Genomic DNA, 15,390 nt, shown 5'->3' on the forward strand with positions numbered 1-15,390 from the left:
AGTCTAACATAAAAGCTTAGCTTGCAAAAAAATTTATAATAATTAGGGTGCCTATGTTTCAACATTTAAAATTCACCACCAAAATCACTGCTGCCGCATCACTTGTCTTGATGTTGATCCTAGGTTTATTCACCCTCAACAATTTTATTTCGATGCGAGCGCAAACCGAACAACAACTCGAAAAAGTGCTGCAAGAAATTTCCCAGTCTGTTACGAACAATATCGCCAGTTGGCTCAATGGTAAGTTACAAATAGTTGAATCTATTTCTAATGCGTATCAGCCCTCTGATGATTTAGCTTTAACTGTGTCACAACTTAAGCAGGCAAATGTAGCGGGGGATTTTAAAAATAGTTATGTCGGTACCACGCAAGGCCAATTTATTTTAGATGATCCTTCAATTAAACTACCTGCGGATTTTGATGCAAGACAACGCCCGTGGTATCAATTAGTTGCTAATCAAAGAAACACCGCGTTTACTGCTCCTTATATAGATGTAACAACTAACGATTTAATTATTTCTGCCGTGGTACCTACATTTAAAAACAATCAGTTTGTTGGCGTCGCAGGCGGTGACATTGCACTCAATACGATCACTAAAATTGTCAATAATGTCGATTTCTTAGGTTTCGGCTATGCCTTTTTAGTCAATGATCAAAACAATATTCTTATCCATCCTAATACTAAATTTAATAATAAAGCGTTGGCTGACTTATTAGGTGAAAATATTCCTTTAAATAATCAGTTTGTAGAGCATGCAGTTGAAGATGCAGATAAGCTCATCTCGTTTGTCAAAATCAACGGTATCAATAATGTAAATTGGTATTTAGGTGTCGTGATTGATAAAGATATCGCTTATTCATCGGTCGATTCATTTCGTAACATGGCGGCTGTTTACATGTTGGTAGGAGTCATCGCTATTGTCGTGATGTTGCAGTATTTATTACGCTACTTAATGCGCCCAATGAACAATGTTACTTTAGCAATTAAGGATATTGCAGAAGGTGAAGGGGACTTAACCCAGCGTTTGTTGGTCGAAAGTAATGATGAATTTGGTGAGTTGTCTCGTTATTTTAATTTGTTTATAGACAAAATACACACTTCGATTATTCAAGTACGCGATACGACGGTTGCACTTGAGCATTCTGTTGAGATGTTAATCGGCTCTACTGAGTCCACCCTTAATATGTATGGCGAGCAAACCAAATCGACTGACAATGTCGCAACGGCAATTAATGAGTTATCGTCCAGTGCGATTGAAATTGCAGGGAGTGCCGACAACGCATCTAAATTGGCATCTAATGCTAATCAAGAAGCAATCGAAAGCTACGCCACCCTTGATGGTAACATTCAGGCTATCGAGCAACTCTCTACTAAAATGCAAAATGCCCAACAAGCGATTGATTCGCTCAATACCCACACCGTAAATATTGGTCAAATCTTGGCTGTAATTAAAGGTGTCAGTGAGCAAACAAACTTATTAGCACTGAACGCTGCAATAGAAGCTGCGCGTGCCGGTGATGCGGGTCGTGGTTTTGCGGTGGTCGCCGATGAAGTAAGACAGTTGGCTCAACGCACGCAACAGTCAGCTCAAGAAATTGAAAATACCATTGTACAGTTACAACAGGGTTCAAAAGAGACCGTAGAAATTATGACTCAAAGCCAGGCCGATTCTCAGTCTAGTGTGGTTATGGCTCAGCAGGCTGGTAAACAAGTACAAGGTGTCGGTGATTTAATTAAACAAATAGACGAGGCGAATCATTCAGTTGCCAATGCCACAGTTGAACAAAATCACGTTATTCAATCCTTAGATAAAGACATTCATTATATTAGTGAGCTTAATTCTCAAGGGCAGAGTAATCTCAATAGTACTTTGCAAGAATGCACTAATTTAAAACACCAATTTGATCAATTAGAGAAAATGGTGCTCAGGTTTAAGGTTTAGCTTTTACCTTTTAAATCAAATGCCAACATTAGGTTGGCATTTGATTTAAAGCCCATTAACTACACCACTGGCTAATTAATCTATCAAATCCAGCTATTTCAATGCTCACTTCGCGCGATTAGCTTGCAATAGACCTTCGATTGATACCTTAACCCGCGCCTTGTTACCGTTAAAAATCCATCGCTAGAAATGAAAAACTAAATAGTTACTTTTAATTTAAGATGCTGGTAAATCTCTTAACCAGAGCACAGGTGAATGTTCAAAAGGCCATTATTTGGTTGTAATTAAAGCCAATACTACATATCACACTTTAGCATTTTTATGGGTTTATCGGCAGCCATCACACAGCCCCTTGCTTCATCACTGGCAGCTTTACATTGTTCGAGCATTTTAGCCGTTGCGGGTGCTTTGTCCCCTAAGATACTTTTGGCATGACTCACTACTTTATCGCAACTACTTACAGGAACAGATTGAGCTTTTGAACAAGCTGTTAAAATTAAAACAAATAACACAGCGCCACACTTTAGCGGTTTTATCATTTTTTTCTCCACCTAAACTGATCAAAACAAATCTCAGTGTAGACTTTATTTTTTCGTCTGGTTTACAGTTTGATGAAGAATTACAGTCTGCTTTTTGTTTTTATTGTAAATATGGAGTGAAGTTTGTTTTATTTTTGTTTCTTTTGAGTCTGTTAAATGAAATTTGGCAATTTAGTGGCACTTTAGTGACCAACTCATGGCTTAAATATGACAGCTGTAATTAAACTGTAGCTTTACCGCAACATCAATGTAATTAAATCACTTTAATATCCGCACCAGAAATTATTTTTTGCAAACTCGTTGCTAAATTATAGGGTAGATATTATGAAGTGCGTAAAGCCACTCCTTCTCGCTAGTGCCATCGCTGCATGTGTATGTGTTCAAGCTGACGAATTAAACAAAGTGATCCAGTCGAGTGACAAAATCAATCAACTTGCAACTGGCTCACAAAAAAAAATCGATGGCATGGTTGATTCTATGCAAACCCGATTACAGCAATACAAAACGCTCAATAAAGAAATCGACGGTTTAGAGATTTATAATTCTCAGCTAAACAAACAAGTCAATAATCAATTAGCTGAACTTGATTCACTTGCTCAATCAATGGATCAAGTAGCCGTTATCGAACGTCAAATTACCCCTCTTATGCTGCGAATGATCAACGGCCTTGAGCAGTTTGTGCAATTAGATGTGCCTTTTTTAGCTAAAGAGCGAAGTGATAGAGTTGCCTCATTAAAAAGCATGATGGATCGTGCTGATATCGCATCAAGTGAAAAGTTCCGTCGTGTACTTGAAGCTTACCAAGTTGAAGTAGATTACGGCCGTACCATTGAAGCCTACACTAGTTTGCTTGATGTCAACGGTGTTGAGCGTGAAGTAGATTTCCTTCGTGTTGGTCGCTTAGACCTTATTTATTTAACACGTGATGGCAAATTAGCGGGTATTTGGAATAACCAAACAAAAGCGTTTGACCCACTTCCTGATTCAAACATTAGCCAAATCAATAAAGCGCTGCGCATTGCTCGCAAACAACTTGCCCCTGATATGTTAACTCTTCCAGTTCAAGCTGCAGAATAAGGAATTAAAATGTTTATTAAAAAAGTATTAGCAACCGCTTTAGCTTCTGTCGCGTTAACAACTTCGGTTTCTGTTTTTAGTGCCGAGCAAGCACTTGATTTAGACGCATTACTGAAAACACTTGCTAACGGTCAAACAGTTCAAACAGCACAAAATAAGCAGCGTGAAGCTGATTTTATCGCACGTCAAAATGAGCAAGCTGCCATGCTTTCACAGGCGAAAGCCAAACGTGACGGTATGATTGCACAATCACAAAATTTAGAAGGCCAATTTGAGAAAAATGAAATCGAATTAGCCAACGCGACTGACTTGCTATCAAAACGCATGGGGTCACTTAAAGAGTTATTTGGTGTTCTGCAACAAGTCTCTGGTGATACAAAAAATAAATTCGCAACCTCAATTGTCTCTGCTGAGCTGCCAGGTCGTGGTGAGTTTATGGATCAGTTGGCACAAAAAATGGGTTCAAGCTCTAAACTTGCATCAATTGAAGACATTGAAACAGTATGGTTCGAATTACAACGTGAAATGACTGAGCAAGGTAAAGTAAAACGTTTTGATACCGAAGTGATTGTTGCTGGTGGCAACAAAGTAAAACAAGAAGTGGTTCGTGTTGGCGCGTTTAACTTAATTTCAAATGGTAAATACCTAGAGTACAACTCATACACAGATACATTATCAGAATTATCACGCCAACCGGTTGACCGTTTTTTAAGTACAGCTGCTGAACTACAAGAGACTAAATCGGGTTTTGTTAACTTTGCACTAGACCCTACAGGTGGTTCAATTTTAGGTTTGTTAGTTCAAGCACCTGATACTACTGAGCAAGTACACCAAGGTGGAACAGTCGGTTATGTGATTTTAGCGGTTGGTTTAGTGGGCTTACTGATTTCTATTGAGCGTTTTATTGCCCTATTTATCATTGGTGGCAAAATGCGTCGCCAGCTTAAATCGGATGTTGCCCGTGATGACAATCCGCTTGGCCGTGTGATGAAAGTCAAAGATCAATTCCCAAATGTTGCTTATGACACGTTAGAGCTGAAATTATCAGAAGCTATTTTACGTGAAATGCCAAAAATCACCCGTAACTTGACCTTTATCAAAATCATTTCAGTGGTTGCGCCTTTACTGGGCTTACTCGGTACGGTAACCGGTATGATTAATACTTTCCAAGCAATCACGCTCTTTGGTACTGGTGACCCAAAACTGATGGCAGGTGGTATCTCGCAAGCACTTGTTACAACAGTACTTGGTTTAGTTGTGGCCATTCCAACCGTGTTCGTTTACACCATTTTAAATACTCGCTCTAAAAACTTGTTATTAATTTTACAAGAGCAAAGCGCTGGTATTATCGCAGAACGCAGCGAAAAAGGAGCGTAATCATGGTGCTATTGATTGATGCAATCAATGCCATCCGTGAGTTCCTCGACACAGGTGGCCAAGTTTTATTGGTCATCGGTGTCCTCATCTTCGCGATGTGGTTACTGATCTTAGAGCGCTTATTGTACATCTTTGGTGGATATCGTCAGTACAAGAAGCTCGTTAAAAAAACATGGTTTGATCGTAAAGAACGTAATAGCTGGAATGCAGAGCAAATTCGCCAAGCTTTAGTATCAAGAGCAAAACAACGTTTAAGCCAAAACTTACCTTTTATTAATGTGATGGTTGCAGTATGTCCGCTGCTCGGTCTACTTGGCACCGTAACTGGGATGATAGAAGTGTTTGATGTTATGGCCATTACAGGCACAGGCAGTGCGCGTTCGATGGCATCGGGAGTCAGTAAAGCGACTATCCCAACAATGGCTGGCATGGTTGGCGCGTTATCTGGCGTATTTGCATCAACGTATTTACAACGCAAAACCAAACGTGAAGCTGAGTTACTAGAAGATCAAATGGTATTAGATCACTAAGACTGCGCTCGTCGCACATTATGATTGTTGAATGAATTGGGGCTTTACCCACAGGAGTTAGAAATGAGAGCACCTTTAGCACAAATTTTTCAAGAAGAAGAAGCAGAAGAAATAAACATGACACCGATGCTTGATGTGGTATTCATCATGTTGATTTTCTTCATTGTGACGGCCTCTTTTGTTAAAGAAGCCGGTATTGATGTAAACCGCCCAGAAGCTGCTACGGCAGTGAAAAAAGAGCGCGCTAACATTTTAGTGGCAATCTCGGATAAAGGTGAAATTTGGATCAATAAACGCCAGGTCGATGTCCGTGCAGTACAGGCAAATATTGAGCGTTTAAAAGCCGAAAATCCACAAGGTAGTGTTGTTATTCAAGCGGATAAAAAAGCGACTACCGATACCTTAATTAAGGTGATGGATGCGTCAAGAGCGGCAGGTGTCTTTGATGTGTCAATCGCGGCACAAGAAGGTTAGCGGAGAGTACGATGCGATATTTAATTGCGTTACTGGTTGCTGCTGTTATTACCTTCGCGTTGTTTTTCACAATGCAAGCGCTCATTCAAACGGGTGAAGGGGCAATGAGCGAGCCAATCAAAGGGAATGTGCTTGATTTTGTCCGCCTCAAGAAAGAAGAGTCTGTACAGAAAAAAGAACGTAAACCTGAAAAACCACCTGCGCCAAAAGAGCCACCACCGCCAATGGAGTCACCACAAATGGATAGCTCCCAGGCAAACAGTGATTCTGCTGGATTTGATTTTAGTGCCAATGTCGATGCAGATGTCTCTCTTGCTGGTGGCTTGTCTTTAGATTCCAGTGATGGCGAGTATTTACCGATTGTAAAAGTAGCGCCTGTGTATCCGCGAAGAGCCTTATCTCGCGGGATTGAAGGATATGTGATTGTTGAGTTCATCGTAACTAAAAGCGGCACCGTGCGAGAGCCTGTTGTTGTAAAAGCGGAGCCAGAGAGTTTGTTCGATCAAGCTGCAAAAGATGCAGTCTTAAAGTTCAAATATAAACCTCGAGTTGTAAATGGCGAAGCGGTTGAAGTAGCCGGTGTACAAAACAAAATAACCTTTGAGATTAGTGGTTGATTGAATCAACCACTTTAATAAACGACGATTGAGTTAGGATTAAACAAATGAAAGCATTTAAATTATCGGCATTTTATTGCGCAGCAGTTCTCAGTGCTGTCACGTTACCAAGCCTGCTTAGTATGGTGCCTGGCATTAATATCTCAGTGGCTCAAGCTGAAGAAGTGGCCACTAAACGCGTGCCAGCATTGCGTGAAAAAGTATATAGTCAACTTGCGCGCGCTCAAAAACTTGCAGATGATGGCGATACAGTTGCAGGACTTGCAGCCCTTGATGCCATCAAAGAGCGCAGTTCGAGTATGAACGATTACGAAATTGCCATGATGTATAATTTTTATGGTTTCATTTATTACAACAAAAATGATTTACCACAAGCGATCAGCGCCTTCGAAAATGTTGTTAAGCAAACTGCCATCCCAGAGTCATTAAAGTTAAATACTTTGTTTAGCTTAGCGCAACTTGCCATGGCAAATGGTGATTATGCTCAGGTCATTACCTATCTTGATCGTTGGGATGGTCTAAATACTGCGCCAAGAAAAGACAGTTATTATGTTTTAAAATCACAAGCGCTTTATCAGGATAAACAGTACCAAGGTGCACTTGAAAACATCAATGTTGCGATTGCTCTAGCCGAAAAAGACAACCAAATTCCAAAAGAGAACTGGTTAGTATTACAACGTGCGCTTTATTATTCGCTTAACCAACCGATTGAAGTGGTTAAAGTACTTGAGAAAATGATCACTTACTTTGATAAACCAAGTTACTGGGTGCAATTAGGCGGTATGTATGGCGAAGTGGGCGAAGAGAAAAAGCAACTGGCCGTATTAGAAACAGCCTATCAACGTGGTTTTATTACATCAAAAAATGATATTCGTAATTTTGCACAAGTTTATTTACTTAATGGTTTAGCGTTTAAAGCCGCAGAGCTCATGAATAAAGGGTTGAGTAAACAAGTGATTGATGATACAGCCGCCAATCGTGCGTTTATTGCTGAATCCTATTTACAAGCAAAAGAAGACCGTAAAGCTATCCCTCATTTTATTGCTGCAGCGAAAATGGAACGCCACGGAAAATATGAGCAACGCCTTGCAGAGCTTTACATTAACATTGAAATGTTTGATGAAGCCGCTGATGCTGCCCGTGCTGCACTCAATAAAGGTGGACTCGACTTTGAATCCAATGCCTATATTGCTTTAGGCATGGCGCAATATAATTTAACTAATTTTGATGCCTCTATTTTGGCTTTTGAACGAGCTGAAAAATATAAAAAGTCAGAAAGCTTGGCTAAGCAGTGGATCAAATACGTTAAACGTGAAAAACAAAATTCTGAACTATTAAAAACCGCTTATCTATAAGTTTTTTTAATGGATCAAACCAGCTTACAACAATCGTAACCAAAAGCCACCTTCGGGTGGTTTTTTTTATTTACTCTTTTATTAAAATAATTTAACCCATTGTTTTTTAATAAATTGAATTGTCATTTTATGTTTATGAAAGTGTAACTTATTTGTCATACGTCTCCCGTATTGTAGTGCTCGTTCTAAAGCTCAAGTGACATTAAAGCATGGCTTTCGTGTTTTAAAGTGACTTGAGTTTTTACTTAATGCGCTAACAAAATAATTAAATACTTTAACGGAGTGAACAATGAAATTATCTGGTTTATTTAGAGTCAGCCTAGTGGCTACAGCAATTACGCTCGCTGGTTGTGGTGGTGGTGATATTAATGTTACACCAACAACAATAGATAACAGTGTAGACAATTCAGTGACTAACCCAGGTGGTGATAATGGTGACAAATTTAGTTGCGCTACATACACATTAGATGGAGCTACATTTACAGGTGAAGCTAAAGGCGCTAACTGTGTTTATAGCCAAGCATTTGCAAGTAATGCTAAAGAAATTACTAGCTCTTTTGTTATCTCTGCTTTGGCCAATGGCGGTGCACATGTATTTGAAGGTGCCTTATTTATTGGTGATGATGTAGATACATCGACAGGCGCTACAATTGATGGCAATGGTCCTACATTGTCTATTGAAGCTGGCGTGACAATTGCTTTTACTAAGCCTGAGAGTTTTATTCGTATTGCACGTGGTGCAAATATTGAAGCAATTGGTGAAGTTGATAAACCAATTATTTTCACAAGTATCAAAGAAGTTGATGGTGATGCATCAACAACAGCACAAATTGGTGATTGGGGTGGCGTTCAGATAAATGGTCGTGGCCATTCTATCCGTTGTACAAAAGCAGCTGCTGAACAAGATATGTGTAACCACGCAGCCGAAGGTATTGTCTCGTATTATGGCGGTAATGATCCGCAAGACAGCAGCGGTATCCTGAAGCATGTTGTTATTAAATATGCCGGTTTTGGTGTTGAAGGTGATGAGCTAAATGGTTTAACACTTAATGCTGTTGGTTCTGGTACTACCATTGATTATGTACATGTTCATAATGGTTTTGATGATGGTATTGAGCTTTTTGGTGGTAGCGTTAATCTGAAACATATAGTTGTTACAGATACAGGTGATGACGGTATTGACTGGGATGAGGGCTGGAAAGGTAATGGACAATTTATTCTTGTGCGTTCAAATGAGTATGGTAACCACGGCTTTGAAACAGATGGCGCAAAGGTAGATCCATTATCAGCAGATGCACAAGATTTAGTAACAACTGTGTCTAACCCAATAATTGCAAATGCAACGGTTGTAACGACTGGCGACCAAGGTGCTGAAGGGCGTCGTACGGGTGCTGGTATGGAAATGAAAGAATGGGGTAAAGCAAAATTAGCTAATATCCTGTTTGTAAACTCATCATCTGTTGATGGTGCTGGTTGTCTTGATTTATACAATGAAAAAGATAAATCAGGTGATGCAGGTGTTCATGCTAATGCAAAAAATGGTGATATCGCATTTATGAGCTCAATATTTGCGTGTGGTAAGAATTTTGAAGATGTAAATACACCTTTAACTGGTGCGTTAGCCAATTTTGATATAACTACTTGGTTTACTGGTGGTGAGAACAACCAGATAATTGGCTTTGCTGATTTTTCAAATGTACTTGCTGCTGATGGTGTTTCAACAGCTTCAACTATCACTGATTCTCAAGGTACTGCTGTAGCTACAACAGCGAAAGACATGAGTGCAGTTAACTCTTTCTTTACTAACCCAGGCTATATTGGTGCACTTAAAGAGGGTGAATCAAGTGAGTGGGCTGCTTTTGTAGCCGCATCTTTACAACGCGCTAGTAATTAATCTAGACCGGCTCTAATTATAAGGCGCTATGGCGCCTTTTTTAAGGGAATTTTAGGTTTAGAGGACATAAATATGAAACATCAAAAGCAGTTTAAAACCAACCTAATAACTTTATCTCTGCTCTCCCTTTTTTCTTCATTTAATTCTTTCGCTGATCAAGCACAAGAAATAGTAAATGAAGAAGCGATTGAAGAAGTTGTCGCAACAGGTACTCGTCTTAAAGGCAGTGCTAGTGCGGTAATTGATGAACGTAAAAATCAAGCTTTCGTTGCTGATATTATGGGTTCAGAGCAAATATCGAGAACGGGTGATAGCGATGCAGCTTCGGCACTTCGCCGTGTCACGGGCCTATCTTTAGTAAATGATAAGTTTATCTATGTACGCGGATTAGGTGAGCGTTACTCAAGCGTTCGTTTAAATGGCGCGATAGTTCCAAGCCCGGATCTTACACGAAATGTAATTCCACTTGATATCTTCCCATCAAGTATCATCGAATCCTTGGCTGTGCAAAAAGCCTACTCACCTAACATGCCAGCAGCTTTTGGTGGGGGTGACGTTAATATCAGAACCAAGAGCATTCCAAATGAAACTTTATTTAAAGTAGAAATTGGGGCTAGTTATAAAGATACAAACGACGAAGGCTATACCTATAATGGTGGCGGTGATGATTGGCTAGGCAAAGATGATGGCACTCGTGCATTATCTGGTTCAGTTAAGACAGCACTCAATACCTATATCAATGGCTTATCAGATATTTCATATAGAAATATTAGAGATGTAGAGTCAAAACGTCAGGGTGTTGATATTGGTCAAGCAGCAGCGATAGACTTAAATAAAAGTTTAGCCAAAGCATTACCAAGAGATTTTGGTTTAGAAAAAGAAAGTTTGAATCCTGATGCTGGTATTAAAGTTGTCTATGGCGACCGTTTTGATAACTTATTCGGCTTAGACGGATCTTTTGGTTTCTTAGCGTCAGTTGCCTATGAAAATGAATGGTCTAATGCTGAGAAGTTTAGTGCAGTACTGTCTTCTGTAGACGCTTCTGAGTCGGCATGTTCAAAAGATGACTTTACTTGCTACTCTGCAACAGAGAAAGAAGTGTCAACAACACATAATATAAAGTTAAATAGCTCTCTAAATTTAGGTTATAAAATTGGCGGTCATGATTTAACAGCAACCTATATGATGTTACGAGATACTGAAGATGAGGCCTCTGTTGCGCTTTACCAAGAGCCGTCAAAATCGTTAAGTATTGATGCTGGGCAATTACAACGCAGTCACTTAACCTCTTTTGAGCAACGTGAACTTGAAATACTTCAACTTCGTGGAATGCACAATTTAGATTGGGGTTTTCTTGAAGGTGTTGGCGTTGATTGGCAATATACAGACTCAACGGCGACAACAAGTATCCCAGGTGAGCTTAAAGTAACGGTTCGTGATGAGTACTTAGATGGTAAATATCAACGTACTTTTTACAATGGTAGCTTAGGTGGTAACCCCTATTTATATCGATTTGTCGACCTAGAAGATGATGTCGAAAACTGGGGCGTTAATGTAAACAAAGTTTTTTACTTTGATAACGCCGAAGTTGAAATTGCTGGTGGTGGTTATTTTGTTGAAAAAACACGTGATTACCGTACAGACTTTTTTAACTATCGCTTTAGCCAAACTCAATCTTTAGAATTGGCCCAAAGTGAAGACGATGCACTTTCAATCGGCAGTTATTTTGCTAACGATGCTGTGATTGATTCAACGGATGTCGAGTTATTGTTCCAAGAGCCGACAGCCGATGATTACTTAGCAGCGCAAATGATTGACGCATATTACGGCTCTTTTGACGTAACGTTTGCTCAAGATTGGCGTTTAAGTGGTGGTGTGCGTTACGAGGACTTCCGCCAAGTTGCGCTTGCTTTTTCTCGCTCAGCATTTGATCCTGCTTTACTGGCTGATAAATTAAGTGCCGATGCGATAGAACAAGCGAGTGTGATGGAAGATGAGTATTTTACTTCGCTATCTATGACATATAATCAGAAATCGTACCAGGTTCGTTTTGGTTATGGCAACACGGTTGTACGCCCTGATTTACGAGAACTAAGCCCTGTACAATTCCAAGATCCGCTTACTGGTTATCGAACTCTTGGTAATCCATTCTTAGAATCTAGTTACCTAGATAACTTTGATGCGCGCATCGAATTTTACATGGAAAATGGCGATAATTACTCAGTGGGTGCTTTCTATAAAGATATTGATAAGCCAATCGAAGCTTTATTAACAGAAAGTGATGGTCGTTTTACCTTACAGTTTGATAATGCTGATACAGCTTATGTTTACGGTATTGAGGCTGAATGGTTAACTGAGTTACACAGTGATTTATTAGGAGGTGCTTTTTTTACTTCTGGTAATTTAACTATCAGTGATTCAGAAGTTGAAATTGCTGAAGAACAACGCGGCGATCTCACTAACCTTAAGCGACGTATGACGGGGCATTCAAAGTATGTTGCAAACTTACAATTGAATTACGATTCACATGATGGCATGCATCAAGCATCTGTTATCTATAATGTATTTGGTGATCGTATTTTAGCTGCGGGTGTTAATAACTTTGATGATGCTTACGAACAACCTTTAAACTCGTTAGACATGGTTTATAGTTATTACCCAACGTTTAATACTACATTAACACTTAAAGTGAAAAATATGTTGGGACAAAACTTTGAAGTAGAGCAAAACGATGTGCTAATTCGTTCTCAAGAAACACCTAGTGAAGTCAGTCTTAGCTTTAGTTATGGGTTTTAAAGTTATCTAATAAAGGCTGTTATCATTAACCTTTATTATCCTAGCCCTACGAAGTGTAGGGCTTTTTATTATGTTTTTTAACACCAATTAAAAACCAATAATTTAATGATAAATTGGTATCAAGCATCAGTATTAATTTTTAAAGCAGATTATTGCTGAGTAGAGTTATGACTGATAGCAATGTCGGGAGTTTTACAATGAAGTAAGAGTCCATTCTTTACTGAGCTCATTGTTTACTTTAGTGACCGCACTTAATGTTTGCACATAACAGATAACATTGATTTCGCTACCAGTACCTTTTGAAACCCATGAGCTACCATCATATTTAGTATATTAATCCTCATCCACATCACATTTTTTCAATACTCCCTGTTAGTTCTTCCTTATGACCTCGCTGTTTGTAAAGTTGATTTAAAGATAAGAAGTTGATAAAAGCGTCTTTTTTTAAATGGCTTGAATCACTTTAAAGTATAAAGAAATACGCAATATATTCCTCAATAAAGTTCCAGACTATCATAAGTGCTTATTGCATTTGCATTGACCAGTTTAGTTACAAACAATTGGTTGTTACATTCTAATAAAGGCTAAATTAGGAGATAGTTAGTCGTTAAAAATACCTGCGTTTTCGATGACGTTCAATAATCTAGCTACCAAAAATATGCCTATTGATTGAATATGAAAAAATTTTATGTTCTATGAGTAATACTGGTGTTGCCTCAATCACAGTGCTAGATTAATCCGTCTAAAAATTAAATCTCACGCAATGAATTTTAATTTTTAATGAATTAGGTATTTCTTATGACTCAAACAGTGGAACAAACAATGAAAAAAGTAGGATTAGTCGGATGGCGGGGTATGGTTGGCTCTGTATTATTGGAGCGTATGCAACAAGAAAATGATTTTGCTCATATCGACACTACTTTTTTTACCACCTCGCAAGCAGGCCAACTTGGCCCTGATTTAGCTGGCCCTGCCAAGCCATTACTTGATGCTAATGACTGCCAAGCATTGGCAAAAATGGACATCATCATTTCTTGCCAAGGTGGTGATTATACCAATGATGTGTATCCAGCGCTTCGTGCATCGGGTTGGGATGGTTACTGGATTGATGCTGCATCGGCACTTCGCATGAAAGATGACAGCATTATAGTGCTCGACCCGGTTAATCTTGATGTGATCAAACACGGTTTAGCATCTGGAGTTAAAACCTTTGTTGGTGGAAACTGTACTGTATCGCTGATGTTATTAGCGCTCGGTGGTTTATTTGAGCGTGATTTAATTGAATGGGTCAGCCCTATGACGTATCAAGCTGCATCAGGCGCTGGGGCTCGTAATATGAAAGAGCTTATTGCTCAGATGGGCACCATACATCAGTCTGTTGCAGGGCTTGTTGATGACGAACGTGCTGCCATTTTGGAAATTGATAAAATTGTTAGCGAAAAAATCGCAAGCGATGACTTACCCACTGCACAGTTTGGTGTTGCTCTAGCAGGTAGTTTAATTCCATGGATTGATGTGCCAATGCCTTCAGGTCAATCTAAGGAAGAATGGAAAGCTCAGGTTGAGGCAAATAAAATATTAGGCACCCAAGCGGCACCTATTCCAGTTGATGGTTTATGCGTCCGTATTGGCGCAATGCGCTGCCATTCACAAGCAATGACAATTAAGTTACGTAAAGATATTTCGGTCGCAGAAATTGAAGCTATTTTGGCTAGTCACAATGAATGGGTTAAGGTTATTCCAAATGACCGAGCATTGACTACCCAAGACCTAACACCAGTAAAAGTAACCGGTACACTCACTATTCCTGTAGGCCGTATTCGTAAATTAAATATGGGTCCAGAATATATCAGTGCATTTACGGTAGGCGATCAATTATTATGGGGTGCAGCAGAACCACTTCGTCGTATGCTTAAAATAATTGAACAATACGCTTAATTCATTACTACTTATTTCTAAACCCTGATTTTGTTCAGGGTTTTTTATCGCTTAAAATAAACCAAAGCAACCAGTGACTATTACATAATTTTACGTAAACTAAAAAATATCTGTTCGCTAAAAGTGATCGTGAGTGACAAAATTACAATTAAAACATCTACTGCAAAGTGATGCTTGGTTTAGTCAGTTACCAATAAATTTACAAGATTTTTTAGTTAACGAAGGACAGGTGATTGCCTTTGGTGAACAGCAGGCTATTTTTTATCGTGACGATGAGCCAAATGGTTTTTATGCAATATTGTCTGGCTCTGTCAATATCTTAGGGCTTGATCAATTTGGCAACCAGGCAATGCTTGCTTTGTTAACTTCCATTAGTTGGTTTGGTGAAATATCGCTAATTGATGCTGCACCTCGCACTCATGATGCAATGACACTTGAACAGACACAATTATTTTTCATAAAACAACAAAAAATCACTTCCTTTTTAGCTTTAAATCCAACGTGTTGGCGCTACTTTGCCAAGTTAATGAGTCATAAATTACGCATGATGTTTGTTGCTTATGAGGATTTACGGTTATTAAGTGCAAAAAAAAGGATCATCAAACAGCTGTGTTTATTGGCTGAAAATTATACGTTTAGTGAACAGCCAAACTTAACTTTTTCGCTTAATCAATCTCACTTGTCTGCTTTAGCAGCAACTTCAAGACAAACATGTAACCAAGTACTAAACGAATTAGTAGCGGATGATATTTTAAAACTGAGTACCTTAAAGATTGAAATTATTAATTTAACTAAATTGAAGTTACAGCTGATGATTGAACAATAAGATGTCGGCTAGCTGACATCATAG

Annotated in this window: 12 protein-coding genes; 11 read left to right on the forward strand and 1 reads right to left on the reverse strand. The window is 39.0% G+C overall.

What is annotated here, in order from left to right; all coding sequences use genetic code 11:
* Positions 1-53 precede the first annotated feature (53 nt).
* The gene (locus tag PTUN_RS21515; RefSeq protein WP_009836578.1) at positions 54-1,943 is read left to right on the forward strand and encodes a methyl-accepting chemotaxis protein; all 1,890 of its coding nucleotides are present in this window, start codon (positions 54-56) and stop codon (positions 1,941-1,943) included.
* A 296-nt stretch (positions 1,944-2,239) separates the two neighbouring features.
* Here PTUN_RS21515 and PTUN_RS21520 read toward each other — a convergent pair whose 3' ends face one another.
* Entirely contained in the window at positions 2,240-2,482 is a 243-nt protein-coding gene (locus PTUN_RS21520; protein WP_040643427.1) for a hypothetical protein, read from the reverse strand.
* A gap of 324 nt (positions 2,483-2,806) precedes the next feature.
* Between PTUN_RS21520 and PTUN_RS21530 the strand changes: the two genes are divergently transcribed.
* The 10 genes from PTUN_RS21530 (at position 2,807) to PTUN_RS21575 (ending at position 15,366) form a co-directional block, all read left to right on the forward strand.
* Complete coding sequence (locus PTUN_RS21530) at positions 2,807-3,559, forward strand: DUF3450 domain-containing protein (protein ID WP_009836575.1); 753 nt, start codon at positions 2,807-2,809, stop codon at positions 3,557-3,559.
* Between the two features lie 9 nt (positions 3,560-3,568).
* Positions 3,569-4,936 (forward strand): MotA/TolQ/ExbB proton channel family protein, encoded by a 1,368-nt coding sequence (locus tag PTUN_RS21535; RefSeq protein ID WP_009836574.1) that lies wholly within the window; start codon positions 3,569-3,571, stop codon positions 4,934-4,936.
* 2 nt (positions 4,937-4,938) lie between these two features.
* On the forward strand, positions 4,939-5,466 hold the full coding sequence (locus tag PTUN_RS21540) for a MotA/TolQ/ExbB proton channel family protein (RefSeq protein WP_009836573.1): 528 nt from the start codon (positions 4,939-4,941) through the stop codon (positions 5,464-5,466).
* A gap of 63 nt (positions 5,467-5,529) precedes the next feature.
* Positions 5,530-5,940 carry an ExbD/TolR family protein gene (locus PTUN_RS21545; RefSeq protein WP_009836572.1) on the forward strand — a complete coding sequence of 137 codons (411 nt, stop codon included), beginning with the start codon at positions 5,530-5,532 and terminating at the stop codon, positions 5,938-5,940.
* A gap of 11 nt (positions 5,941-5,951) precedes the next feature.
* Positions 5,952-6,557, forward strand: coding sequence for an energy transducer TonB (locus PTUN_RS21550; protein ID WP_009836571.1), 606 nt, complete (start codon positions 5,952-5,954; stop codon positions 6,555-6,557).
* Between the two features lie 47 nt (positions 6,558-6,604).
* Entirely contained in the window at positions 6,605-7,912 is a 1,308-nt protein-coding gene (locus PTUN_RS21555) for a tetratricopeptide repeat protein (protein ID WP_009836570.1), read from the forward strand.
* Between the two features lie 289 nt (positions 7,913-8,201).
* A complete protein-coding gene (locus PTUN_RS21560; RefSeq protein ID WP_009836569.1) occupies positions 8,202-9,806 on the forward strand; it encodes a hypothetical protein in 1,605 nt (534 codons plus the stop codon).
* A 72-nt stretch (positions 9,807-9,878) separates the two neighbouring features.
* Complete coding sequence (locus PTUN_RS21565) at positions 9,879-12,602, forward strand: TonB-dependent receptor plug domain-containing protein (RefSeq protein WP_009836568.1); 2,724 nt, start codon at positions 9,879-9,881, stop codon at positions 12,600-12,602.
* A gap of 798 nt (positions 12,603-13,400) precedes the next feature.
* Positions 13,401-14,540, forward strand: a complete 1,140-nt coding sequence (asd, locus tag PTUN_RS21570) for an aspartate-semialdehyde dehydrogenase (protein ID WP_040643426.1) — start codon at positions 13,401-13,403, stop codon at positions 14,538-14,540.
* 133 nt (positions 14,541-14,673) lie between these two features.
* Positions 14,674-15,366: a Crp/Fnr family transcriptional regulator gene (locus tag PTUN_RS21575; protein WP_009836565.1), complete on the forward strand. Its 693-nt coding sequence runs from the start codon at positions 14,674-14,676 to the stop codon at positions 15,364-15,366.
* The last annotated feature ends 24 nt before the right edge of the window (positions 15,367-15,390 follow it).

The organism is Pseudoalteromonas tunicata (assembly GCF_002310815.1).
GTDB classification, from domain to species: Bacteria; Pseudomonadota; Gammaproteobacteria; order Enterobacterales; family Alteromonadaceae; genus Pseudoalteromonas; species Pseudoalteromonas tunicata.